Origin of the sequence: Candidatus Dedyshia acidiphila (genome assembly GCF_051025295.1) — a bacterium.
In the GTDB taxonomy this organism is placed as follows: Bacteria; Acidobacteriota; Terriglobia; order Terriglobales; family Acidobacteriaceae; genus KBS-83.
The window spans coordinates 16997-40419 of the sequence record NZ_JBMGJV010000036.1 but is presented as its reverse complement, the minus strand read 5'-3'; the positions used below and the strand labels follow the sequence as shown (position 1 = coordinate 40419).

The 23423-nt window shown below is 65.7% G+C and carries 21 protein-coding genes; 7 read left to right on the top strand and 14 right to left on the bottom strand.

Annotated elements, in window-relative coordinates; translation table 11 throughout:
- Positions 1–46: 46 nt before the first annotated feature.
- On the bottom strand, positions 47–1057 hold the full coding sequence (locus AC5IJH_RS14240; protein ID WP_491903490.1) for a Gfo/Idh/MocA family protein: 1011 nt from the start codon (positions 1055–1057) through the stop codon (positions 47–49).
- A gap of 56 nt (positions 1058–1113) precedes the next feature.
- Positions 1114–2430, bottom strand: coding sequence for a metal-dependent hydrolase family protein (locus AC5IJH_RS14235; protein ID WP_491903489.1), 1317 nt, complete (start codon positions 2428–2430; stop codon positions 1114–1116).
- Positions 2431–2512: 82 nt separating this feature from the next.
- Between AC5IJH_RS14235 and AC5IJH_RS14230 the strand changes: the two genes are divergently transcribed.
- Complete coding sequence (locus AC5IJH_RS14230) at positions 2513–3553, top strand: acetamidase/formamidase family protein (RefSeq protein WP_491903488.1); 1041 nt, start codon at positions 2513–2515, stop codon at positions 3551–3553.
- 5 nt (positions 3554–3558) lie between these two features.
- Here the strand turns inward: AC5IJH_RS14230 and AC5IJH_RS14225 are convergent, their stop codons facing one another.
- From AC5IJH_RS14225 to AC5IJH_RS14210, 4 genes are all read right to left on the bottom strand, one after another.
- Complete coding sequence (locus AC5IJH_RS14225) at positions 3559–4626, bottom strand: SurA N-terminal domain-containing protein (protein WP_491903487.1); 1068 nt, start codon at positions 4624–4626, stop codon at positions 3559–3561.
- Positions 4627–4801: 175 nt separating this feature from the next.
- Positions 4802–5845, bottom strand: coding sequence for a DsbA family protein (locus AC5IJH_RS14220; protein WP_491903486.1), 1044 nt, complete (start codon positions 5843–5845; stop codon positions 4802–4804).
- A gap of 64 nt (positions 5846–5909) precedes the next feature.
- Positions 5910–6479: a hypothetical protein gene (locus AC5IJH_RS14215; protein WP_491903485.1), complete on the bottom strand. Its 570-nt coding sequence runs from the start codon at positions 6477–6479 to the stop codon at positions 5910–5912.
- A gap of 57 nt (positions 6480–6536) precedes the next feature.
- Complete coding sequence (locus AC5IJH_RS14210) at positions 6537–9098, bottom strand: LPS-assembly protein LptD (protein ID WP_491903484.1); 2562 nt, start codon at positions 9096–9098, stop codon at positions 6537–6539.
- A 253-nt stretch (positions 9099–9351) separates the two neighbouring features.
- Between AC5IJH_RS14210 and AC5IJH_RS14205 the strand changes: the two genes are divergently transcribed.
- Entirely contained in the window at positions 9352–10653 is a 1302-nt protein-coding gene (locus AC5IJH_RS14205) for an RDD family protein (protein ID WP_491903483.1), read from the top strand.
- 12 nt (positions 10654–10665) lie between these two features.
- On the opposite strand, the gene AC5IJH_RS14200 is transcribed toward AC5IJH_RS14205, so the two are convergent.
- The 7 genes from AC5IJH_RS14200 to sthA all read right to left on the bottom strand — a co-directional run bounded on the left by AC5IJH_RS14200 (position 10666) and on the right by sthA (position 17653).
- Positions 10666–11901 carry a potassium channel family protein gene (locus AC5IJH_RS14200; RefSeq protein WP_491903482.1) on the bottom strand — a complete coding sequence of 412 codons (1236 nt, stop codon included), beginning with the start codon at positions 11899–11901 and terminating at the stop codon, positions 10666–10668.
- 49 nt (positions 11902–11950) lie between these two features.
- Complete coding sequence (locus AC5IJH_RS14195) at positions 11951–12883, bottom strand: DMT family transporter (protein ID WP_491903481.1); 933 nt, start codon at positions 12881–12883, stop codon at positions 11951–11953.
- A gap of 97 nt (positions 12884–12980) precedes the next feature.
- Positions 12981–14198 (bottom strand): glycogen synthase, encoded by a 1218-nt coding sequence (glgA, locus tag AC5IJH_RS14190; protein WP_491903480.1) that lies wholly within the window; start codon positions 14196–14198, stop codon positions 12981–12983.
- Between the two features lie 63 nt (positions 14199–14261).
- Positions 14262–14807: an HNH endonuclease gene (locus tag AC5IJH_RS14185; RefSeq protein ID WP_491903479.1), complete on the bottom strand. Its 546-nt coding sequence runs from the start codon at positions 14805–14807 to the stop codon at positions 14262–14264.
- A gap of 57 nt (positions 14808–14864) precedes the next feature.
- Positions 14865–15272: a DUF1622 domain-containing protein gene (locus AC5IJH_RS14180; RefSeq protein WP_491903478.1), complete on the bottom strand. Its 408-nt coding sequence runs from the start codon at positions 15270–15272 to the stop codon at positions 14865–14867.
- Positions 15273–15337: 65 nt separating this feature from the next.
- Positions 15338–16234 (bottom strand): ROK family protein, encoded by an 897-nt coding sequence (locus AC5IJH_RS14175; RefSeq protein ID WP_491903477.1) that lies wholly within the window; start codon positions 16232–16234, stop codon positions 15338–15340.
- A 12-nt stretch (positions 16235–16246) separates the two neighbouring features.
- A complete protein-coding gene (gene sthA, locus AC5IJH_RS14170) occupies positions 16247–17653 on the bottom strand; it encodes a Si-specific NAD(P)(+) transhydrogenase (RefSeq protein WP_491903476.1) in 1407 nt (468 codons plus the stop codon).
- 153 nt (positions 17654–17806) lie between these two features.
- Between sthA and AC5IJH_RS14165 the strand changes: the two genes are divergently transcribed.
- The 5 genes from AC5IJH_RS14165 (at position 17807) to AC5IJH_RS14145 (ending at position 22423) form a co-directional block, all read left to right on the top strand.
- On the top strand, positions 17807–18457 hold the full coding sequence (locus tag AC5IJH_RS14165) for a thiamine phosphate synthase (protein WP_491903475.1): 651 nt from the start codon (positions 17807–17809) through the stop codon (positions 18455–18457).
- 184 nt (positions 18458–18641) lie between these two features.
- The gene (locus AC5IJH_RS14160) at positions 18642–19478 is read left to right on the top strand and encodes a PIG-L deacetylase family protein (protein ID WP_491903474.1); all 837 of its coding nucleotides are present in this window, start codon (positions 18642–18644) and stop codon (positions 19476–19478) included.
- On the top strand, positions 19475–20530 hold the full coding sequence (locus tag AC5IJH_RS14155) for a glycosyltransferase (protein ID WP_491903473.1): 1056 nt from the start codon (positions 19475–19477) through the stop codon (positions 20528–20530). Before AC5IJH_RS14160 ends, AC5IJH_RS14155 begins: the two co-directional genes overlap by 4 nt.
- Positions 20523–21566 carry a GNAT family N-acetyltransferase gene (locus tag AC5IJH_RS14150; RefSeq protein ID WP_491903472.1) on the top strand — a complete coding sequence of 348 codons (1044 nt, stop codon included), beginning with the start codon at positions 20523–20525 and terminating at the stop codon, positions 21564–21566. Before AC5IJH_RS14155 ends, AC5IJH_RS14150 begins: the two co-directional genes overlap by 8 nt.
- Positions 21563–22423 carry a hypothetical protein gene (locus AC5IJH_RS14145; RefSeq protein WP_491903471.1) on the top strand — a complete coding sequence of 287 codons (861 nt, stop codon included), beginning with the start codon at positions 21563–21565 and terminating at the stop codon, positions 22421–22423. Before AC5IJH_RS14150 ends, AC5IJH_RS14145 begins: the two co-directional genes overlap by 4 nt.
- Positions 22424–22443: 20 nt before the next feature.
- Here AC5IJH_RS14145 and AC5IJH_RS14140 read toward each other — a convergent pair whose 3' ends face one another.
- Positions 22444–23397 carry an AraC family transcriptional regulator gene (locus tag AC5IJH_RS14140; RefSeq protein ID WP_491903470.1) on the bottom strand — a complete coding sequence of 318 codons (954 nt, stop codon included), beginning with the start codon at positions 23395–23397 and terminating at the stop codon, positions 22444–22446.
- Between the last annotated feature and the right edge of the window lie 26 nt (positions 23398–23423).

Here is a 23423-nt window from a genome sequence, read left to right as displayed (position 1 = left end):
GATTCCAGTGAGTAGATGTGGCAGGTCGAGCAAGGATGCAGGTTGTTCAGGACGTGACGGACTCGCGTCGGCCGGTTTGCCAACTCCGAAATGCCGCATCGAGCACTCGCTGGTTCTTCACGCCATCATCTCCTGGACTGGCGAAGCTGCCTCTGCCCTCCACCGTTGATGAGAATGCATCGAGCATGCGGCTGTATGCATCGCTGTTGTCGAGCACTTCCTGCGACTTCACCTCGCCACCTGCGTGATGGACCAGTGAGACGGGGCGGTCGACAGTGAAGCCCGACTCTGCCGTGAGCACTCCATCTGCGCCGACCACTTCAACGAAAGTGCGGTAGAGCGCGCGGAAGCTGACCTGTACATTTGCGAGCACGCCATCGCTCATCTCGAGCGTGATGGCCGCGCTTTGTTCTATCGGCCGCGTCGCATCGTTGCCGTGAGGATATTCGGGGAGCGCTACCGTGGTCACGCTGCGCACATCCTGTGCCAGCACGAAGCGAAGCGCATCGATCGCGTGAATGCCGACATCGCCGATCGGACCGCCGCAGGCTATGCCGGCGTTGTCGATCCAACTGCGCGGGCTGCGCTCGCTGAGGAAGCAGAAGTGTGCCGAAGCGAAGACCGGTGTGCCAAGAGCGCGCTCAGCGACCAGAGCACGCATGCGCTCGAGTGAGCGGTTATAGCGGAAGTTCTGCGCGACGCCGAAGGCGCGGCCTGCGCGCGTCGCCGCAGCGAGCATGCGCTCTGCCTCCGCCGCATTCATGGCCAGCGGCTTTTCGCAGAGGACGGCCTTCCCATGCTCAAGCGCGAGCAGGGTGTGTTCGCAATGCAGTGCGTCGGGACTCGCAACAAAGACGGCATCGATCTCCGGCGAAGCACAGAGAGCTTCCGGCGTGTCGAATACGTGCTCAATTGAGTGACGTTCTGCGTTGGCGTGCGCAGCATTGCGGTTGCGCCGCCACAGGCCGGTGAGGCGTGAGTTGCTGGTGTTCTGAAAGGCCGGCGCAAGCCGGCGCTCGCCGTGATGACCAAAGCCGAGGATGCCGTAGCGAACCATGCCAGCTATCGTACGCGGAGCAGGCAGGGGTGCGCGGCGGCAGCCTCGGCTTTGGTCTAGCGATGCGCCTGGTCGTTGCGGTAGACGCTGCCGCTCTTCATGACGAAGACGGGCCGCTGAAGGACAGTGATGTCCTTGAGTGGATCGCCCGGGACGGCGACGATGTCCGCCCACTTGCCGGGCTCGAGCGAGCCGATGCGATCGCTCCAGCCCATCAGGTCGGCGGCGTTCACGGTGCCGGTACGCAGCGACTCAAGGGGCGTCATGCCGAAGTCACGCACGTAGATCTCGAACTCGTGCGCGTTCAGCCCATGCGGGTACACGGCTGCATCGGTGCCCATCGCGACCTTCACGCCGGCGGCGATGGCATGCTTGGCGTTCACCTTCTCGACTTCGCTCACGTCCTGCATTTTCTTCAGGTAGAAGGGTGGAAGGTGTCCGTTGTCGCGCATCCAGTCGATCAGATAAGCCGTGGGTACGAAGTAGGTGCCGTGCTTCTTCATCATCGCGATGTCGTCGTCGTTGATATAAGTGCCGTGCTCGATGGAGTCGACGCCGGCTTCGCTGGCCCAGAGGATACCCTGCGCTCCGTGCGCGTGCGCGGCGACCTTGCGGCCTAGGCGGTGCGCATCGGCGACGATGGCCTGCATCTCCTCTAGCGTGTACTGGCTGGCCTGCGGATCATCGCCCTTCGAGAGCACGCCGCCGGTTGCGCCGATCTTGATCAGGTCTGCGCCGTACTTGATGTTCTGCCGCACCATGTGCTGCACCGCGGGGATGCCATCCGCCACACCGTCGCCAACCTGGTGGTACGACTCGGGGAGCAGATTTTCATCCATGTGGCCGCCCGTGATGCCGAGCGCCGGTCCGCTCACCTGCATGTGCGGTCCTTCGACGAGGCCGTCATTGATCGCATCGCGCAGGTCGACATCGGAGAAGCCGTTCGCGCCCACGTTGCGCACCGTCGTGATGCCGGCCTCGAGCGTGATCTTCGCGTTGTGTGCGCCGATCAGGGCGCTCTTGGCGACCGAGGTTGAGAGTTCGTGGTAGGGATCGAAGTTGGTGTCCATCGTCAGGTGCGTATGAACGTCGATCATGCCGGGAATCAGGGTGGCGTCCCCAAGATCGACGACAACATCGCCGGGCTGCGCAGTGACCTGAGCGTTGGGCTGCACGGAGACGATGCGTTCGCCGCTGACCACGACGGTTTGGCCGTCGAGTGTGTGACCGCTGCGCACGTCTACCAGGTGCGCGGCCTTGACCAGTGTGCGATGTGCTGCGGGTGCGGTCGAGGTTTGTGCGACGAGGGGCGAGGCAAGCAGGGCGGTGGCGCAGGCAAGGGCAGAAAGGCCCACCTTGGGCTGTAGGGTCATCGGGGCTCCAGTGGCAGAGATTCGAGCCAGTGTAGCTGGGTGGCCGCGACTCTGGGTACCTCCTGCTTTGCTACAGTGGGCCATGCGCGTGGCCCACTGCCTGTCTCTTCTGCTCACCGCCGCTCTATCCGGCTCCTTCTTGCCCCTCAGTGCGCAACAGACGCTTGCCGCCACACCAGGTACGGTTGCGTGGGGCTACTACTCCGCGCATGCTAAGCCCGCGCTCACCGTGCATAGCGGAGACACCGTGCGGATCGAGACACTCTCGACGTGCGGACCGCCGGAGCGGCTCGAGAGCGAAGGACTGACGGCTACCGCGATCCCTGGGTCGGTGCGCACGCTTTATGCGGCGGAGGACATCGAAAAGGGGCCGGGCGGGCACATCCTGACGGGCCCCGTCGCGATTGCGGAGGCGGAGCCCGGCGACGTGCTCGAGGTGCGCATTCAGAAGGTCGAAGTGGCGGTGCCGTGGGCGTGCAACGGCTTCGGGGTGGGGCGCGGTTATCTGCCGAACGATTTTCCGTACGGGCGCATGACGATCATCCCGCTGGAACTGGACGCGACGCACGAACATGGCACGGCGCAGTTCGCGCCCGGTGTACGGATTCCGCTGCATCCCTTCTTCGGATCGATGGGTGTGGCGCCGCCGGAGTCGGCGGGCAAGTACAACAGCACCGCGCCGTGGATGCACGGCGGCAACATGGATAACAAGGAATTAGTGGAAGGCACGGTGCTCTATCTTCCGGTGCATGCCGCGGGTGCGCTGTTCGAGGTGGGCGACGGGCACGCCGGCCAGGGCAATGGCGAGGTGGACATCACGGCGCTCGAGACGATGCTGAACGGCACGTTTAAATTCATCGTGCACAAGGACCAGCACCTGCTGTGGCCGCGCGCTGAGACGCCGACGGCATGGATCACGATGGGCTTTGACGAAGACCTGAACACCGCGACCAAGATGGCGCTGCACAACATGCTCGACTTCCTGGTGGAAGAGAAGCACCTGACGCGCGACCAGGCTTACCAGCTTTCAAGCGTCGCGGTGGATCTCGACATCACGCAACTGGTCGATACCAAGGTGGGTGTGCATGCCATTCTGCCGAAGGCGCTGTTCGCGGCGAAGTAGCAGCGTTATTGCGCGCCTTTGCGGAAGACCTCTTCTGCGTAGTAGTTCTCTACGCGGGCCTGATCGCGCAGCACTTCGTAGTACGCATTGCGCAGGAGCTGCGCACGGCTGTCGCGCAATTGCTGGCGGATGAACTGCTGCACGCGCGGATCGTTGAGCTCACGTTGTCCTGCGGCTTCCTTTGAGATGAGCTTGTAGATCGCGTAGCCGACCGGCTTGTGGTTTGGGTCGAGGATGGGGAGCACGGACGTGATCTCGCCCGCCTTGAGCGCTGAGATCGCGTTGGAGATGGTCGGGTCCGAGCGCAACTCCGATTCCTTGATCGAGCCCATATCGCCACCACTCGATGCAGTGGAGGGCTGTTCGCTGAAGTTCGCAGCAAGCGCGCCGAAGTCTTCGCCGCTTTCGAGACGCGTGCGCAACGCCTCGATCTTCTTCTTCGCGTCCGCCTCGTTGCTGGCCTTGTTGTTCTGCAGGTTGCCAGGCTGCTGCGAGGGCGTGGAGGTGACGACAATCTCCGCCAAGTGATAGCTCGGCTCTACCAGGTTGAAGTCGGCCTTGTTCTGGTTGTAGTACTGCGTGATGTCGGCGTCCGTGATGTTGATCTTGGAGTTGATCTCCTTGTTGATCAGCTTCTCGCTGGTGAGGCCGCGGCGGACATCGCGCTTCACATCGTCGAGTGTCACGTTACGCGCTTTGAGCTGGCGGTCAAACTCTTCTTGCGTGTAGGGCGCCTTCAACTCAGCAAGCTTCGCATCCACCTCTTCTTCGGTGGCGACCAGGTTCAGCTTGGCGGCGCGCTGTTGCTGGATCTCGTCGTCGATCAACTGGCGGAGGATCTCGAGATGTGTCTGCTCAGACTGCACGAGCGATGGCTCGCGCTGCTGGTTGCCGAGGTTGCCGCGATAGGTGCGTTCGAGTACGGCGCGCTGAATGGGATGGCCATTCACCATCGCGACGACGTCAGCATCATGCGGGCGCGAACATCCGGTGACCGCGAGCAGGGTGAAGCCGATGAGCAGGGCAGAGCGGGAGCGCACGACAGAGCGGGCAGCGGGCGAAACTTCTGGCACTCGATCTCCTTGGGGACTGGACAAGCCGGGCGTCAAGCGCGGAGCGCTGGCGCTTCAGCCTGAAATGCATGTGCCTCTACGCGAAAAAGGGACCCGGTCGGGGGACGCGCGGGCCTCTGCCGGGCCCGTCGCTGCGCTTCAGTGTACTGGCACGAGCGGGAAGCTGCTCGTGGGGTCAGCGGCTTGCGCCGCCTGGGGGCGTTGGAGGTTTCGCTGCGTCGGCGGGTGTCGCCGGTGTAGCCGCAGCCCGCTCGGGCGGCGTGATGCCATCGGCGCGCAAGGCGCGATCGATGACGTCCCACACACTCTGCGTTGGCTGCGCGCCAGGAGCGACCCGCTCGCCGTCCACGTAGAGCTGTGGTGTGCCCTCGATGCCAAGCTTCACGCCTTCTTTCATGGACGCGCGGACAGCGGTTTCGTCCTGCTTCGTGAGGCATGCATCCAGCTTCGCGGTATTCAGCTTCGCTTCGGCGCCGAGGTCACGCGCTTTCTTATCGAGAATGGCGAAGGCCTGGTGCGGGTCCTGGCGGCTGGCGTTGATCTCCTCGCCGTGGTTGTGCGCGTAGTCGACGAAGTTCCAGTACGCATCCTGGTTTTGATCCGCGAGGCAGTTCGCATCCACCGAGGCATGCATAGCCCAGGGATGAATCTCGACCAGCGGGTAGTCCTTGTACACGAACCGCACCAGGCCCTTGTAGTGGTCGAGCGTGGTGGGGAAGAGCTCTTCGTGCATGCGCGCGCAGTACGGGCACTCGAGATCGTCGTAGTTCACCACCGTGACCCTGGCCAGCGGGTTGCCGCGGATGGGTCGGTTGGTGACCGAGTAGACGGACTGCGGATCCTTGCTGATGTCGAACTTCTCGAGCCGCGCGAGCGTGTTGCCATCCTTGGAGAGCAGGAAATCGACGGTGGTCTGCTTGCCCTTGTGCGTGAAGGTGACCGGCAGGTTGTCAAAGTCCGGGATATCGCTCTTCGTCTTGCCGCCGAAGGAGACGTCGTAATCGGGCGGAACACTGAATTGCGAGCGGACGAGCACCTCGACGCGGCGATCGACGGAGGACGCGGGCGGCGAGGTCTGGACGCCGGCGTTCTGGGTCGCGGCGTTCTGGGTCGCGGCGTTCTGGATGCCGGAGTTTTGGATGCCGGAGTTTTGGGCGCGGCAGCCAATCGTGGCGGCGGCCACCAGGGTGCACAACAGGAGGAGTCGGGAACGGAACAAACAAACCGCCTTTCGTCGACCTTATTATCGCAGGGCGCGGCCGGGGCGGGCCAACCGCGACCGGTTAGTGCTTCGGTTTGCTCACGCTGCGGGCGGCCTCGCTGATCAGGAAGCGGCCCTCGTCGGTCGACAGCGGCTCGAGGTCCATCGAGAGCACATCCTGGTCGCCCATCACGTTGATGTGAGCGCGTACGTAGTAGATCTTGCCTTCGTCGGCGGTGACGTTAAGCAGCGAGACCTGATCCGAGAGCTTGCCGAAGTGCGACTGCCAGCGCGCGCAGATGTGATGTTCGCCGGGCGGGACGGAGGCACTGACATACGTGAAGCCCTGGACGGCGCCGAGCCACTGGCCGTCGAGGCCGATCTTCAGCGTCGGGCGGCCGAATTTGCCCTTGTCGCGCAGGTTGAAGAACTCGACGATGTAGAGCGTGGCCTTGCCGGCATCGGGAGCTTCGGTGTGGTCCTTCACCTCGCCGCGTTCGACATCGAAGCCGATCTTGTCATCGCCACAAGCGGCGAGCGGTGAGCCGGCGGCGGGCTGCTCCGCCAGGCAGAGCGAGGAGCCGCCGAGCAGCAGAAACAAGCCAAGAGCGAACGGAGCAATGGTCGCCGGGAATGGTGAGACTCGACGCACGCTGCGCCTCCTGAGCTGGCCAGGCACGGCCAGCGCCCCCACGGTACTAAGCGAGGCTCAGTAGATCAACTGCGATCGGTTGATGTTACCCGCGGTGCCAATACCGGCCAGGGTGAAATTGAAACTCTCATAGTTTTCATTGCGCTGCGGGCCGAGGGCCAGGCGGCGGTATTCGATGGTGATGCCGCAGCAGTTCCAGTTGTAGCTGGCCTGCATGCCGCCGTACTGCAGCTCGGAGCGGTTCAGGTCGTAGCCGGCATTGAGCGCGCTGCTGAAGCCCGGCTTGATGGCCGAGCCATAGCCGATGGTGGTGCGGAACTGCTCGTAGTTGGTGAAGGGCAGCGTGAGGGCGGAGGTCGGCTTGCTCCCCGGGACCGGCAGTGTCGAGGCATTGAGCGCATCGAGCCGCGCATCGCTGAACGAGGCAAAGTAGTTACCGGAACGCAGGTCGATGTACACATTGCTGCCGCTGATGCGGCCGCCGCGGAAGTCGTAGTCCACGTCCCAGCCCAGATCGAAGTTGCGACTCGTACGCAATTGAAGACGCGAGATCAGCGGCGAGTAGTCGCGCGGACCGCTGAGGAAGGAGATGCCCGTCAGGTCGAGCGTACTGCTCAGCACGTTGCGTCGCCCGGTGAACACTGCGCCGCCGAAGTAAGGGTCGAAGAAGTGCTTTTGGCTGACGGTCCAGGTCAGCGACTCGCTAGTCTCGGTATTGCTGCAGTCGCGATAGTCGACCGGCAGGGAGATGCGGCCGTTGCTGGGCAGCGGCAGTGGGCCGTTGTGGCACTCCTGCGGGTGCTGGCGCTTGAGGTAGAAGTGCTGGGTGACAGAGTATTCGAGCTCATCCGTGTTGCTGTAGAGGTCGACCGGATCGAAGCGCAACACGTTGCGGAAGTTGCTGATGCCGGAGACGAACTGGTAGTGAGCCTCCGGTTCGATGGTGTGGCGCAGCGCGCGATTGTGCGCCGCCAGCCAGCCGGGAGCGTAGTCGCGCACCAGCACGGGCAGGCGCACCTCGAGGCCGGCTTCGACTGCCTTGCGGTCCAGGCTGGCCGAGCGATAGACGGGCACAAACGAGTTCGTCTCCGTGTCGAGCACAAATGTCGGGGCCTGGCTCTTGCTGTAGAAGGTGTCGCGTACGCCGAAGCTGGGCTCGAGGTCGAGACCCTCGAAGTGCAGCGGCAGCATGACGGAGGGGTGCAGGTCGGTGCGCTCGACCGCGTGGGCAGTGTGGAAGCCGGGCTCGCGCCGGTTCAGGCCACCCGTACTGCCTTCGACTGTCCAGAGCAGCGGTGACTTCGCGAGCTGCCGCTCCACGCCATCCACGGAGATCGAAGGCACGTGCGCGATGGCGACGTCTTGAATAGGACTGGTGCTGCCGTAGTTAACGTAGCGGGAGACGCTGCCGGTCTCGGAAAAGCCGTCCGCGTTGTGCGTCAGGTAGATGTTTGAGTTGATCTGGGACGCCGTGGCCTGCGCGAAGCTTTCGGCAAAGGCCAGCCGGTAGAGGATCGAGCTGAGGTATTCGGCGTTCGCGACCAGCCGCGTGTGGTCTCCCAGGGTATAGCGGCCGTTCAGCAGCACGTCCTCACCGCCCTGGTTGGTCGGCCTCTGCCCGGCGCCGAGCACAATGCCGCGATCGAACAGCGCGGTGAACCGCAGGTCGGCGAAGTCATCGTTGCGGCCGCGGTAACGGAGTTCTCCACTGGGCGCCCAGCCGCGCTTCGAGAAGTAGTCCGTGCCGATGGTCATGTCCGCGCTGCGCCCGAGCACGATGTAGGCCTGCTCGCCAAAGACGGTGCCCTTGGTCGAGGACTGTGAGTAGACCGGGATCAGCAGGCCGGACTGCCGGTCATTCGACATGACCGGGTGGGTGACGTAGGGCAGATACACGATCGGGATGTTCAGCACGCGGAAGAGTGCGTTGCGCGCACTGGCCTGGCCATCGCCCAGATCGATGCGGCCGGCGGAGAGCAGCCAGTCGGGACGCGGCAGCCGGCAGGAGGTCATGGTGCCTTCGATGACGCGGAAGCGCTCTGCCCCGCTCTTGATGACGACGCGCCCGGTGAAGAGAAACGGATTGGTGGTGGTGTAGATGGCCTTGCGGCGGGCCAGATTGCCGCGCACCCCGACGCTGCCGCTGACGTTGTAAAAGCGGCCGGTGTCGAGCTTCAGGTTCATGGTGCCGCGGTCCGCGAGGATGCGCTCGTCTGCCGAGCCGCCTTCGAGGTCGAGGTGGCCCTCGGCGCGCGCTTCGCCCGTGTCCTCGTTGTAGACGACGTTGTCGGCGCGCAGCACATAGCTGCCGTAGTCGATCTCGACGTCGCCGACCAGGGTGTAGATGGAGCCGTCCTTGCGCTGGCGGTTGGCCGAGATGCGCACGGGGATCAGTTTGCGTCCGGTGTCCGGGACGGGCTCGGCGACTGGCAGCTCATGCGCGTCAGGAATGTCGGGCAGTGCATGAGACGCGGGCTGCAGCGGCGGGTCGGCGGAAGATTTCTGGGATGGTATCGCGCTTGGTTCGGGGTGCCCGATCTGCCACGCTCTCAGCGCAGGCTGCGGATGACACAGCCAGATCAGCGTGATACATACAAAACTGCGTAGGTTCCAGGGCACGGGCAAGGCCAGCATAGCAAAGGCCGGATATGCCCTTCGCCGCGGGGACCGCGCAGCTCTGGCTCGGACAATGCAGCCTGTCATACATCGCGCCACGTTCGCGCGGTGAACGGCAGAGCCTCGCTTGGTTCCCTCCGCGACCGCCTCGCTCTTCATGGCGGACAGGACTGCTGCACGACGCGAATCGCGCCGGGTAGACGATGGGGAACAAGAGCGTGCGCAGCCGCAGGGACGCGCGCCAGGAGCAGGGACGATGGCGATGCCAAAAGTCGTGCCGGGCGATATGCCCGCGTGGAAGACCGAGCTGACCGAGAAGCTGGCAGCGAGCCGGGCGCGCCGCTCCAGTCGCGGCGCAGGACAGCCGCGGCTGCCGATCGACTCGCGCGATGCCGATCAGGGACAGGGCGATCCGCGGAATGAGGGTGGGCGTGCCGAACTGGCTGCCGCCGTGGCGGCGCGCTACGCCACGCGGCCCAGCTACCGCGAGGCGCTGGAGCGGGAGGCCGTGCAGGCGGCGCTGGCTGCCGAACAGGCCCTGCGTGATGCCCAGGCTGCGCAGGAGGCGGTGCGCCGGCGCATGGAAGAGGCCCGCGAGGCCGAAGCTGCCGCCGCAGAAGCGCGCGAGGCCGAGGAGCGCCTCCGTGCCGAGCAGGCGCGCATCGAGTACGAACAGAACATCGCGGTGCGCCACCAGGTGGACGAGCGGACGCAGCGGCAGATGGACGCCTACGAGGCGCGGCAGACCATGCGGGTGCCGCCGACGTCGCACCAACCTGCACCGCGTTTCTCCGAATCGCGCCACGACGCCCGTCACGACCAGCGTCACGATCCCATGCGGGACGCCGTGGAGGACGCGACCGTCTCTCCGGCTGTTCCGCTGGCGGCGAACCTGATCGAGTTTCCCCGTGAGCTGGTGGCGGCCCGCAAAGCGCGTCCGCGCCTGGCTGAGGGACCGCTGCGGGACGCCGAACCGGCCTCCGGGCAGCTGCGCATCTTCGAGGTGGAACCTGAGGCGATCGACCACCGGCCTGCGCCCGCCGCTGCTGCCAGCGCCGGGCTCGACTGGTCGGCGATCCGGCTTGATACGCCGCGACCGGAGCGTGCGCCGCGGCCTTCGATCGCTGCACTGCTCGACCGGCCGCCGCTGAAGCCCGCCTCGATCGAGGACCGGTTGATGGCTGCGCTGGTCGATGGCGCACTCAGCTTTATCGGCTTTCTCACCTTCGTGGTGGTGTTCTGCTCCTGCACGGCGCACCCGCCGACCGGCAGGACGGCCCTGGCCGCGGCAGCCGTCTCGCTGCTGGCGATCTGCGTCGCGTACCAGTGGCTGTTCTTCCGCTTCGGCGAGGGCACGCCGGGCATGCGCTACGCAGAGATTGCGCTCTGCACGCTGGACGACGATAACCCGACGCGCCGCTCGATGCAGCGCCGGGTGGGGGCGCTGCTGCTCTCCGCGTTGCCGCTGGGCCTGGGATTGATCTGGGCGCTGTTCGACGAGGACGGTCTGGGCTGGCACGACCGCATCAGCGGAACCTACCAGCGCTCCTGCCGCTAAGCCACGCGCCTCTTAAAAGGCGTGCGGCTCCTCCACCAGGACCTCGCGCGTCTGCGCCAGCAGTTGGGCGGCGCGCGCATCCTCGTCGCTCGCCTCGCCCTGCGTGGCATACAGCTCGAGCAGGTTGTTCACCAGCATCCAGGTGTCGCGGCCCGGCGTCTCGGTGTTGAAGCGCTGCAGCGGAATGCGGAGATGTTGCGCCATCCGCACCACCTGTCCCTCGTACATCCAGCGCAGCTTGCGGAAGAGGGCAACCCGCTCCGGTTCGATGCGGATGCGGTAGCCGGCCTTGCACAGGATGTCGGTGAGCGTGACCAGTTCGGCTTCGGTCAGCCGGGTCGCGTCGGCCGGGTTGGCAGGTGCGTTCGCACCGGTCTGCGCCGCGGGATGGACTTCGATCGGCTTCAGGCCGAAGACCAGCAACAGATCAACGACGGTGTGCCGCGCCATTGCAAACGTGAGCCGGGCCTGGCGGCACGCCGTGCAGTCGACGATGCTGAGCAGGATGGCGCAGGTGTCCAGGATCGCGGTCAGTGCGCTGAGCCAGCTCTGGTTGTCGTGCTGTGAGCGGAAGTAACACAGCAGCGGATACGAGATATGGCTCTCGAGCATCTCGGCCGACCAGCGCTCCCACTCGCTGAGCAGGCCGACCAGTGCGTCGTGGCCGCCATCGACTGCATGACGGCGCAGCAACTCGCTGGCGGTCGGCGGTGACCCAGCCCGGGCGTCCAGCAGCGCGATATTGCCCTCGCGACGGGAGAACGCTTGGTAGAGCACCGGGACATAGCCGATGACGACCGCGATAAAGCCGAGTCCGGTGCCGGCTTCGATCACGATCAGGTCGCGCGCCCAGCGGTTCAAGGGCAGTAGATCGCCGATGCCGAGTGTAAAGAGCGTGGTGCCGCTGAGGTAGATCGAGGATCCCACAGGGCGCAGACCTAACGGGTCGTGCAGCGGCGCACCCAGGCCGTAGAACATCAGGCCGAAGCCGAGCACCAGCCCGACGGCCCACAGGGCAAACAGGAAGAGCAGCGACAGGGGGCCGTAGAAGCTGAAACCGGTCTCGCGCGCCCGACGGCTGGGCAGGGAGGCGACCACGGCTGCCCACGGACGCCACGTCATGATGTAGAAGAGCCGGGTCAGCCGCACCTTTCCGCTGGCGCGCCGGGGCAGGATGATGGTCTCGAACGCGTCGAGCAGAACGGTCGCGACCGCGATAAATCCGAGCAGGAATCCGAGGACGTGCACGCCAGTATTGTCAGCCCTGGGGCTCGAATCGGACCAGAGGGGAGTGGTTTCAGCGTCCCGCGGGGACCGCAGGGCGTGGCTGCGCGACCGGTCGGCCGAAGCGGTTGAGCAGGACGACGCCGCCCAGCGCGACCAGCCCGCCCACCAGAGTGAGGGTGGTGGCGCGCTCGTCGATCCAGACCCAGGAGATGGCGACGGCCACGAGCGGGATCAGGTAGAGCAGGCTGACAGTCTGGGTCAGCGGGAAGATTTGCAGCGTCATGCTCCAGGCCAGGTAGCCGAGCGCCGCAGGCGCGATGCCGAGGAAGACCACAGCGAGCAGCGCCGAGCGGGAGCCGGGCCGCGCGGCGACGGCCAGCGCTCCGGGAACCCAGGGCAGCAGCAGGAGCTCGCCGCTGGCCATCAGGCACGCCGTCAGCGCGACCGGGTTGTAGTCGCGCAGCAGGGGCTTCTGCAGCAGGCCCATGACCGCCGCGCACGCCGCCGCCCCAAGCACGAACAGAGCGCCGCCCCCGAGGCGGACATGCTGCTCTCCGCCGAGCGCGATAATGGCAACGCCGCCGACACTGATCGCCATGCCGACCCAGCCAAGCGGACGCAGGCGCTCGCCCAGGAATGCAACCGCAAGCAGTGCCGCGAACACGGGCATGCAGTTGATGAGAAAGCTGGCTGCGCCCGCGGAGACGGTCATCTCGCCGGTATTGAGCAGCAGGTTGTAGCAGGCGATGCCGAGCGCCCCGGCCAGACTGATGCGCGCGAGGGCCGCTCCCCGGGGCAGCCGCGGCCGCGTGATGGCGAGGTACACGGCGAAGAACGCAGTCGCGATCAGGAAGCGCAGCGCCGCAAGCTGTCCGGGCGAGAAGGCACGCAGCCCGACACGGATCGCTGGATAGGCCGCGGCCCAGAAGACGATGGCGAAGCCGGCGGCAATCAGGGCGGTGGTGCGCTGCTTGCTGGCCTTGGTTCTGCTGGCTGTGCGCATGGGGTCCATAGCAGGATACTGCCCGCGCGTGGTGAGGCTCGCACTCCGGATCTTGCGCTGGAAGTCAGCGACGGGGAATCAGGGAAACCGGGACCGCTCATCGTGCCTTGCGGCTGGCGACCAGTTCTTCGTAGAGCGCGATCGTCTGGTTGGCGATACTTGTCCAGGCGAAGTGCTGCTCCACGCGGCTGCGTCCGGCGTCGCCCATGCGTTTGCAGGTGGCCGGGTCTGCGAGCAGCTGGTTCAGGCGCGCGGCGAGGTCGCGCGCGAACTGCTCCGGGTGGAGCGGGAAGCTCGTGACCGGGTCCTGCTCGAAGGGGACCAGGTAGCCGGTCTCGCCATCGACCACGACCTCAAGAATGCCGCCGGTGGCGCTCGCGACAACGGGCGCGCGGCAGGCCATCGCTTCGAGGTTGATGATGCCGAACGGCTCATACACCGACGGGCAGCAGAAGACGCGGCAATGCGAGTAGAGCTGGATCGTCTCCTGGCGCGTGACCATCTTCTCGATCCACACGATGTGCGGGTTGTGCGCGCGCGCTTCGTCTACCTTGGTGCGCATCTCGGCGGCAATCTCTGGCGTGTCCGGCGCTCCGGCGCAGAGCACGATCTGCGTCTCCGGCGGCAGGAAGCGGATCGCATCGACCAGGTGCGTCACGCCCTTCTGCCGCGTGATGCGGCCGACGAACAGCACGTAAGGCCGAGACGGATCTACGCCGTACTGAACGAGCGCGGTCTGGTCGTCGGTCTTCTGGTACTCGTCGAGATCGATGCCGTTGTAGATCACGTGCACGCGTTCGGCCGGAACGTCATAGGCGCGCAGCACATCGGCCTTGGTGCCGTTCGAGACGGCGATGATCGCGTCCGCGTCAAGGATGGCAGTGCGCTCCATCCAGGAGCTCATTGCATAGCCGGAGCCGAGCTGCTCCGACTTCCACGCACGCAAAGGCTCGAGCGAGTGCGTGGTCAGCACGAACGGAATGTTGTAGAGCTTCTTCGCGAGAAAGCCGGCCATCGATACGTACCACGTGTGCGTGTGGCAGACGTCGATGCCTTCGAGCGCCTTGACCTGTGTCAGGTTCAGGCTGAGCGCCTCAAGCGCGCCCTTGAACTTGCCCGTCGTGCCATCGCTGATCGCCGCCCACGGCTCCTCGCCGTGTACGTGCAGACGGCCGCGGTCTTCGTGCTGCTTGCCCCAGCAGTACACGTCGACGTCAATTTTTTTCGCAAGCTCGCGGCTCAGGTAATCGACATGGACGCCGGCGCCTCCGTAGATATGGGGCGGGAACTCGCGGGTGAAGAGCGCTGCACGCATGGTGATCTCCCCGAATATTTCTTGACATTGCGATGTGCGACGGTGCGGCTGGGCCGGGCCGGGTCAGGATAGGGCCGGCGCGGAGATCTCGGCAAGCTCGGCTGCGATCCGCTCGCGCATCGCGGCTGTTCCACGTCGTGCGGCTTCGCGCGCCTCCTGCCGGCGCAGACGCAGCCCAAGCGTCGCCATGCGATGGCAGCGCAGGCAGAGTGTGCGCAGATTGCTGAGGTCGCACTCGCCTCCGCCTTCGACCACGGGCAGGATGTGGTCGGCCTCCCAGAGCGAGCGGCCGGTGTAGCGGGGCAGGTCCCAGTAATCGAGCAGCCGCTGGCGTGTTGTGCCGCGTGAGCGCTTCATGATGCCGGCCGCCACCAGCGTATCCACGCGGCAACTGACGCAGACGCCGCGATCGCGCTTCAGCACCTGATCGCGCAGATAGCCGGGGTCGCTGCGCAGCCGCCACTCATTGACGCAGAAGTCGGAGCAGAAGGTGCGGCGGCCGCGTGGCACCTCGAGCGCGCACCACCGGCACAGGCATCGCCCATTGTCGCCGCGCGGCAGTGTGCGGTACGTGGCGCGGCCTCCGGGCATGGTGCGGCGTGTGCTCATCCTGCCCTGCTTATAACGTCCACGCGCGTGCGGGACAACGAGCGCGAACCAAGCTGGCTACGAGGAGCCGGTGTGGTCGGACTCCGGGCCGACGGTGCGTCGTTCAGCGACGCGTTGCGCAGGAGAGCTCTCGGCGCGGATCTCGCGTTCCAGGAAGTAGTTCAGCGCGGTCCGTAGCGTGGCGATGGCTGCAAGCTTTTCGATGTCGCTCCACGTCGGCGTGACGGCAGTGTTGAGAATGTCGGCGGCGAGTTCGAACTCGAGCCCCACGGCAAGCCAGCGGCCCAGCGTGAGCCGCACCTCGTTCTTCTCCTCCGGCCGCGAACTGCGGCGGAAGAAGAGCATGAGTGCTTTGATGGTGGCTTCCAGCGCGGCGAGACCAATGACAAGCGCGGCGGCGAACTCAACGCCTCGCGCCAGTATCTCGATGATGGCCTTGGACCACGCGAGCAGCGATCCTCCCATCCGCACCCCCTTGTTGGGATAGATGCGGCCAACGAGAGGTACAGCTCAGGAGGGACGGCGCGTTGTCAGCGCGCCTGCTGAATCTCTGCGGCGGTGCCGGCGCCGATGACGGCCAGTTCTGGCTGCTCAGGGATGGCTTCGAGTGTGTAACTCTGCAGCGGACTCATCTTCACCATGTCCCACAGATACTGCTTCAGCAGTTGCAGGTCAAGGAAGGCGATGTTCATGCCGGTGAAGTAGAAGCGGCCCGGCCCATCGAGATGAATGGACGTCGCGGTGCCCGCGGCGAGTGCGCGATGCCAGCGCTTCACGAAGTCGGCGCAGCGCTGGTCGCCCTGCTTGGCGGTCGCGAAGATCTCTTCCGGCTCCATGTCGAGGAACCGCAGGCGCATGGCGCGGTGGCCCATGATGCCTTCGAGGTGGCCCACACCGCCGCAGCCGCAGAAGGTCTCCTTGGGATCGAGCGAGACGATGGTGTGGCCGCCTTCGAAGGGGCCTTCAGCGTCCGGGTAGCGGCCAAAACCGATGCCGTTACCGAGCGTCCAGACGCGCACGACTTTGTCGAGCTGGTTGCGTGTGGCGGCGAGTCCGGCAGCAGAGGCATCCGCGTCGTTGAACAGGCTGATCGGCGCCTTGACGCCGCGTGCATGTAGGCTGGCTTCGACCTTCTGCGAGATCCTGGCGCCCTTCAACTGCGGGAGGTTGGGTGAGTCCTCGACGACGCCGGCGCGCACGATGCCGGGCAGCGCGATGCCGATCGCGTCGAGGTTACTGTCGGCGGGCTTTAGCTTCAGGATCAGATCGCAGAGGACGTCGACCAGGTCGCCCGTGGGTAAGTCGATTAGCCCGTGCAGCTCATCCGGATCCTCCGGATAGCGCTGAACCTTGCCGATGAGCTTGTGGTCTTCGATCAGTCCGGCGGAGATGTCCGCGGTCATGACAACGCCGATGCTTCTGCCCATAGCGCGCCGTCCTTAGCTGTTCTCCGGGCCGGTGCGGCCCAGACGGTTGATCCCGTTGTACGCCGCCGTCTTGTAGCACTCGGCGAGTGTGGGGTAGTTGAACACCGTATCGATGAAGTAGTCGAGTGTGCCGCCGAGCGCCATGACGGCCTGGCCGATGTGGAGCAGCTCGCTGGCTCCTTCGCCGATGATGTGGACGCCCAGCAGGTGGCGGGTCTCGCGGTGGAATACGATCTTGAGCCGGCCTGTCGTGTCGCCGCGAATCTGGCCGCGCGCGATCTCGCGATAGTAGGCCACGCCTACTTCATAGGGCACATCCTCATCGGTAAGCTGCTCCTCCGTTTTGCCGATGAAGGAGATCTCCGGGATGGTGTAGATGCCGTACGGGTAGAAGCTGGGGTTCGACTGCACCGCGTTGTCGTTGAAGGCGCGTGCGACGGCGATGCGGCCCTGTTCCATGGAGACGGAGGCGAGGGATGGGAAGCCAATGACGTCACCCACGGCGAAGATGTTCGGCGTGCGCGTGCGGTAGTCCTTGTCTACCGGGATGCGTCCGCGGGCGTCCGCTTCGATGCCGGCGGCCGCGAGGTTCAGCGCGTCGACGTTGCCGCTGCGGCCCACCGCGTAAAGCAGTGCGTCGCCCTGGATGCGCTTCTTGCTCTCCAGGTGCGCGACGACGCCGCCCTCGGGCAGTTCCTCGACGCTCTCGACCTCTTCGCCGAGCCGCATCGTGACGCGGCTGTCGCGGAGGTGGTAGCTGAGCGATTCGATGATCTCGGTATCGGCGAACTCGAGCAGGCGGGTGCGCTTTTCAATCAGCGTGACGCGGATGCCGAGCGCTGCAAACATGGAGGTGTACTCCACTCCGATGACGCCGCCGCCGACCACGATCATCGTCTTCGGCAGCGTGGGCAGGTTCAGCACCTGGTCGCTGTTGACGATGTTGCGTCCGTTGATCGGCACCTTGGGCGAGAAGGCTGGCTTGGTCCCGGTCGCGATGATGACCTTCTGCGACTCGTAGACCTGGGAGGAGCCGTCCTCGGTGACGCGGATGTGCGTCGGATCTTCGAAGCTGCCAATCCCGTAGAGCACGTCGACGCCGTTACGCGAGAGCTGCGCCTCGGTGACGTCGACCTCGGTCTTGATCACGTGCTGTACGCGGAAGGCGAGATCGGCCATCGTGATCCGCTCCTTCACGCGATAGTTCATGCCGTAGATGGAGCGGTAGTTGTACCCCGAGAGATGCAGCACGGCTTCGCGCATCGTCTTCGACGGAATGGTGCCGGTGTTGATACAGACGCCGCCGACCGAGCGCATGCGTTCGATCACCGCCACCCGCTTGCCCTGCTTGGTGGCGTAGATGGCGCCACGCTGGCCGGCCGGGCCCGACCCGATGATGATGATGTCGTAGTTAGGCATGCTGTGGACTCAGGGTAACGGAACTCGGGTGCACGCGCATCAACACCGTACTCCCTCGCGCCGGGGATTGACGCGCGGCCGATGAAACGTCTGCGACATTAGGTCGTGACCAGCCGCCGCTCTGCGGGACGGGCTTCGGGTTAGACTCCGTGGATGCAGCTGTACGCCATCACTGATCGCCGCCTGCTGCCGGGAGCGCATGAGCCCGGGCTGCTGAGCCGGGCCGAGCGGGATGGCCTGCTTCGCCTGGTGGAGTCCTGGTCCGAGGCAGGCATCGACTTCATCCAGCTTCGCGAAAAGGATTTGCGCACCCCGGAGCTGGTGGAACTGGCGCAAGCCCTGAGTGGCGCGATCCGCTGCTCGGAGACGTGCAGCCAATTGCTGATCAATGCAGGCGCGCAGGGTGCAGCGGAGGCGGCCCGCGCCGCGGGGGCTGCGGGTCTCCACCTGCCCGGGCGCTGGCGTGCGGAGCAGGTGGGGTGGGCGCGCGCTTCTGGAACCGTCTCGGTCGGTTGCCACTCGATCGGTGAGATTGCGGTCGCCCGCGCATCACGTGCGGATATCGCGCTGCTCTCGCCGATCTTTCCGACCCAAAGCCACCCCAAGGCTCCTGCTCTGGGGCTGGACATGCTGGCCGAAGCGCGCCGCATCGCCGACGGCATGCCGCTGTTCGCGCTGGGCGGCATGGATGCGGAGAACGCCTCCTCCTGCATGGCTGCGGGCGCCACCGGCGTGGCAGCGATCCGCATGTTCATGGAAGCGCGCTGGCCTGGTGCGCACCAGCGAGAGCAGCGGGCCGGCTGAACTGGCTCGCGATTTCGACGCGAGCAATTGCCGACACGCGTTTTCTTTCTGCCTGGTTCACCTGTCAAGCATCGCGGCATCCCACGAGGAGAGGGCGACCTCTCGCGGAGGGCTTGGTTTGCAGGAGTGGGACCGGGAAGACAGACTGCGGCGTGCGACGGCTTCGGTCGAAGCGGGTTCGGCGATGCCGCGCACATTTGTGGTGATCGCACATCCGGATGACGAGGTGCTGGCCGTGGGTGCGCGATTGGGCCGCTTTCGCCGCGCACATTTTCTGCAGATTACGGATGGCGCGCCGCGCAATGGAGAGGACAGCCGTGCGCACGGTTTTGTCCAGCCCGCGGAGTACCGGGCGGCGCGGGAGGCCGAACTGGCTGCCGCCTTTCGCCTGGCGGGGGTTGAGGAGGCGCCTCGCGAGGGCCTCGCGATCGCCGACCAGGAGGCCAGCCACGCGCTCGTGGAGCTGACCGAACAGGTGCTGCGCCGCTTGCGTGCGCTCGAACCCGAGGTGGTCATCACGCACCCCTATGAAGGTGGCCATCCCGATCACGATGCGTGCGCTTTTGCCGTGCATCACGCGGCGCGGCTGCTGGCGGAACCCACACTCGTGGTCGCCGAGGCAGCCTTCTACAACACGCGCGCCTTTGGCGGCTTTCTGCCGCGGCCGGAGAGTCCGCTCGAGATCAATTACGAACTGAGCGCCCGCGAGCGCGAGCGCAAGGCCGCCCTGCTGGGCTGCTTTCAAACGCAGCAGGAGACGCTGCGGCAATTCCCGCTGCAATACGAGCGGTACCGTCTCGCGCCGCGCTATGTCTTTCACGAGCCGCCGCATGCTGGCGAGCTCTTCTACGAGCGCTTCCCCTGGGGCATGTCCGGCGCGCGCTTCCGCGAACTTGCCGCAGAGGCCGAGCGACTGCTGGCCGGCTTCGAGGCTGGCGCGGCTTCGGGGAAGGGCACGGGTGGCGGTCCCGACACGCCAGACGAGGCGGACGAAGAGTACGGGCGCGGATTAGTGGCATGACCCTGACGGTTCTCAGCGTGGCATTTCCGTATGCCGTGGTCGGTCCTGCCGGCGTCGGCGGCGCAGAGCGCATTCTTGCCGTGCTTGACCAGGCGCTGGTGCGGGCGGGTCACCGCTCAGTGGTGATTGCGTGCGAGGGTTCGGAGGTTGCCGGTGAGTTGCTCGCGATTCCGGCGCCGCAAGCGCTGGAGATCACCGACGCGGAGCGTGCAGTGAGTCGTCAAGCCGTGCAGGCCGCGGTCGATCGCGCTCTCAGTGAGCACGAGGTGGATGTGGTCCACATGCACGGGCTGGACTTCTATGAGTACCTCGTCCCGCAACACGTACCTGTGCTGGTGACCTTGCACCTGCCGATCTCCTGGTATCCCGGGGAGGCCTGGAACGACTGGGCTCATCGCGCGCGGTTCTGCTGCGTGTCGCACTCACAACAGCAAACGTCGCCGGGTGTACTGGGGCATGTCACCGTGATCGAGAACGGAGTCGCCGTGCCGCCGCTGCCTCCTGCTGTCGCGAAGGAGAACTACGCGGTCGTGATGGGGCGCATCTGCCCGGAGAAGAATGCGCACGAAGCACTCGAGGCGGGCACGAGGGCCGACGTGCCCGTGGTCCTCATCGGGCAGGCTTTTCCGTATCGCGAGCACCAGCAATACTTCGCGCAGGCGATTGAGCCAAGGCTGCTGGAGCATGTGTTCCTCGGCGCACTGCCCGTGGAGCGTCGACAGGCAGTGCTCGCGCGAGCTCGCTGCCTGCTGCACCCGACGCTTGCGCCGGAGACGAGTTCGCTCGTGGCGATGGAAGCACTGGCCGTGGGCACGCCGGTGATCGCGTATCGCTCGGGTGCGCTGGCAGAGATTGTCGAGGACGGTGTCACTGGATTTCTGGTGAACGGCATTGAAGAGATGGCGGAGGCGATCCGGCGCGTGAACACGATCTCGCCCGCTGCCTGCTATCACGCGGCACGGCAGCGGTTCTCCGAGGAGCAGATGATCGAGCGCTACCTGGCCGAGTACGCGGCCTTCGTGCAGCAGAAAGCGACCTCCGTATATGCGTAACCGCGCAGGCTACGTATGGATCGAGAGCATGGCGGAGCTCGAGTCGCTGACGCCACGGTGGGACGCGTTGTGGAGGCAGGATCCAATGGCGACGCCGTTCCAGAGTCCGGCATGGCTCGTACCCTGGTGGCGCCAGTTTGGCCAGCCAGTGCTGCGCGTGCTCGCGATCAGATCGGATGATGCGCTGGTGGGGCTGCTGCCGTTCTACATCTACCGTGATCCGGAGCGCGGCGCACGCCAGCTGCTGCCGCTCGGCGTTGGAACGACGGACTATCTGGATGGTCTCTTCGCGCCGCAGTGTGGCGACGCAGAGATCCGTGAAGCGCTGCGGCTGCTCTGGGGCCGCGCGTCGGATTGGGACGAGATGGTTGTACCGCAGTTGCGCCCCGGCTCTCGCCTGTTGGCTGCGGCTGGGCCGAAGGGTGAGCGCTTCAGTGCCGAGAGCTGCTGCCGCATGCCCGCACTGCGCATGGGCGAACTGCCGCAGAAGATTCGCCGCAACGCGATGTACTACCGGAACCGCGCGCAGCGGCTGGGCACGCTCGAGTACAGCGTGGCCGACGCATCCACCTGGCCTGCCGTGTTCGCGGCGCTCGAGCAGTTGCATACGGAGCGATGGCAGGGGCGGGGCGAGCCGGGCGTGCTGGCCGATCCGCGGGTGCTCGCGTGGCATCGCGAGGCGCTGCCGCTGATGCTGGAGCAGGACATGCTTCGGCTCGGCTGTCTCCGGCTCGATGGCGAACCGCTTGCGGTGCTCTACTCGCTGGTCGATCCAGCCGCAGGGCCGGCCGCGCGGTCTGAGCGCACGCAGTACTTCTACATCACGGCCTTCTCTGCCGCGCACGCGGAGTTGCGCCCCGGCACGCTGCTGCTGGCGTACGCGATCGAGCACGCCGCAGAGGAGGGTATCGCCACCATCGACATGCTGCGCGGGGAAGAGGGGTACAAGCAGATGTGGCATCTGAATCGTGTGCCCACAGAGGGGATTCGTCTCCGCCGCGACGACATCAGCGCACTTGAGAGTGAGGCAGCATGAACCTGCCACCCCGGGCCGACCGGCTGACCGTGCGCTGGACCATCGGGCGGGTGCGCCCGCGCGGATTTGAGATGCTGCGGCTCTCGATGCTCTGTGCAGTGCGGCTCTTCGGGCCGGCGACACGCTACCGTGTCTGTGTCAATACGCTGCCCATTGCGGAGGTCCAGGCGCGGACCGGACCCGTCCCCGAGGCTATCGAGTGGCGCAGCGTGAACCGCGATGATGTGCCGCCGGTGCTGCGGCCGCACTGCACCGGCGACCTGATGCAGGGCATGGGGTGGAAGCTGACACCGTTGCGCACCGACCTCGGGCGGTTCGAGCTTGCGCTCGACAACGACTGCATCCTCTGGGATCTGCCGACGGCAATGGCCGAGTGGCTGGAGGCGGGCACGGGCGCTCTGCTTGCGGAGGACGTGGACCGCTGCCTGGGCAGGTTTGACGCGCTCTGCCCGCCGGGCGCGCTGAATGCCGGCATACGCGGCCTGCCTCCGGATGCGGATCTCGCAACTGCCCTCGCCCATGTGTTGCGCGCAGTCGAGCCCGCACCCGGCGAGCAGGTGCAACTGGTCGACGAGATTGAGGAGCAGGGACTGCAGGCGGCGGCGGTCGCGCGCATTGCGCCGCTGTTTTTTGTATCGGCAGACGAGGTCAGCATCTGCTCGCCGTTTTGGCCGCGCTCGCCGGAGCTGGGCTCCTGCGGCGCGCACTTTGTCGGCATGAACGCCCGGCACACGCCCTGGAACTACTATGATCGCCCGGCCGACGAGTGGCTGGATGAGCACTGGTCCAGGCATCGCGCTGCGCTCTATGAGCGCGCCGGTCTGCCACTGCCTACCGAGAGCGCCTTCGATCTGTAGGGCCGTCAGCTACGTGAGGCTTAGAGCAGCAGCCGCGGCAGGGAGCGTGGCGGCGGGACGGGTGTGCGCAGTCGCGGTAGCTGCGGAGCCCCTTCCCGTGCGGAGAGCTGTGTGGCTCCTGGCGGTTCTGCGATCTGCGGAGCTCCTCGCAATGCTGCGAGTTGCGGAGCAAAGATGTGCTCCATTGCCATGAGCAGGTCGCCTGGTGTCTCGCCAGTGAATTCGGCGAAGTCGTGCACCAGGTGCATCTGGTCGTAGTAGCCGCCAGCGTGCGCAATGTCAGCCCACGACTGTGCGAGGTTCCGGGCCTTGCCATCGAGTGCGCGTTCAAACCGGGCGATGCGGGTAAAGAGCTTCGGTGGAAGCCCTAGTTGCTCGCGGAACTGACGCTCTAGCTGGCGCACGCTCAACCCGGCACTCCGGGCGAGCTCATCGATACGCTGCACGCTTCCATCGCGGAGCAGAAGGCGCGCAACCGTCGAGACCCCCGGGTGAGCGACGTGCCGCATGTTCGCGCAGCAGGCTAGCAGCAGGTCGTTTGCCACCTGCACGCGCTCCTCGGTCGAGCCAGCCTCGAGCAGGCGTTGTTCGAGCTCGGCGAGTGGACTGCCGAGCACGGCCAACCCGTCCACTTCCTGGTTGGTGAGCTCGTGCATAGGCAGGCGAAAGATCTGGTGGAGGGCGGCCGGCTGGAACACGATGCAGAACGAGTGCAGGCTGCCGCTCAGGCGCAGTTCGCGATCGCGTCCTGTCTGGAGACCGATCAACACGGTGCCTGGGCCCAGGCGCTCATTGCTGCCGGCGTGTTTCCGCACATACACCTGGCCGTGAAGCGTGACTTCGATGATGGCGCAGGCGCGCGCTGGGATGGGATGAATGATCGTGCGCGCACCCAGGTGGCTCTCGCGCTCCACGTAGTAGCGGACCAGCGAACGGAGCGCAGGAGCCGGCCGAAGGTGGAGCATGCTGTGCATCGCGGGATGCGAGTCTAGAGAACTGC

Bases quoted from the DNA above. Each gene is read 5' to 3' on its own strand.
- AC5IJH_RS14240 (WP_491903490.1), bottom strand. From the start codon at position 1,057: ATGGTTCGCTACGGCATCCTCGGCTTTGGTCATCACGGCGAGCGCCGG.
- AC5IJH_RS14235 (WP_491903489.1), bottom strand. From the start codon at position 2,430: ATGACCCTACAGCCCAAGGTGGGCCTTTCTGCCCTTGCCTGCGCCACC.
- AC5IJH_RS14230 (WP_491903488.1), top strand. From the start codon at position 2,513: ATGCGCGTGGCCCACTGCCTGTCTCTTCTGCTCACCGCCGCTCTATCC.
- AC5IJH_RS14205 (WP_491903483.1), top strand. From the start codon at position 9,352: ATGGCGATGCCAAAAGTCGTGCCGGGCGATATGCCCGCGTGGAAGACC.
- AC5IJH_RS14195 (WP_491903481.1), bottom strand. From the start codon at position 12,883: ATGCGCACAGCCAGCAGAACCAAGGCCAGCAAGCAGCGCACCACCGCC.
- glgA (WP_491903480.1), bottom strand. From the start codon at position 14,198: ATGCGTGCAGCGCTCTTCACCCGCGAGTTCCCGCCCCATATCTACGGA.
- AC5IJH_RS14185 (WP_491903479.1), bottom strand. From the start codon at position 14,807: ATGAGCACACGCCGCACCATGCCCGGAGGCCGCGCCACGTACCGCACA.
- AC5IJH_RS14180 (WP_491903478.1), bottom strand. From the start codon at position 15,272: ATGGGAGGATCGCTGCTCGCGTGGTCCAAGGCCATCATCGAGATACTG.
- AC5IJH_RS14175 (WP_491903477.1), bottom strand. From the start codon at position 16,234: ATGGGCAGAAGCATCGGCGTTGTCATGACCGCGGACATCTCCGCCGGA.
- sthA (WP_491903476.1), bottom strand. From the start codon at position 17,653: ATGCCTAACTACGACATCATCATCATCGGGTCGGGCCCGGCCGGCCAG.
- AC5IJH_RS14165 (WP_491903475.1), top strand. From the start codon at position 17,807: ATGCAGCTGTACGCCATCACTGATCGCCGCCTGCTGCCGGGAGCGCAT.
- AC5IJH_RS14160 (WP_491903474.1), top strand. From the start codon at position 18,642: ATGCCGCGCACATTTGTGGTGATCGCACATCCGGATGACGAGGTGCTG.
- AC5IJH_RS14155 (WP_491903473.1), top strand. From the start codon at position 19,475: ATGACCCTGACGGTTCTCAGCGTGGCATTTCCGTATGCCGTGGTCGGT.
- AC5IJH_RS14150 (WP_491903472.1), top strand. From the start codon at position 20,523: ATGCGTAACCGCGCAGGCTACGTATGGATCGAGAGCATGGCGGAGCTC.
- AC5IJH_RS14145 (WP_491903471.1), top strand. From the start codon at position 21,563: ATGAACCTGCCACCCCGGGCCGACCGGCTGACCGTGCGCTGGACCATC.
- AC5IJH_RS14140 (WP_491903470.1), bottom strand. From the start codon at position 23,397: ATGCACAGCATGCTCCACCTTCGGCCGGCTCCTGCGCTCCGTTCGCTG.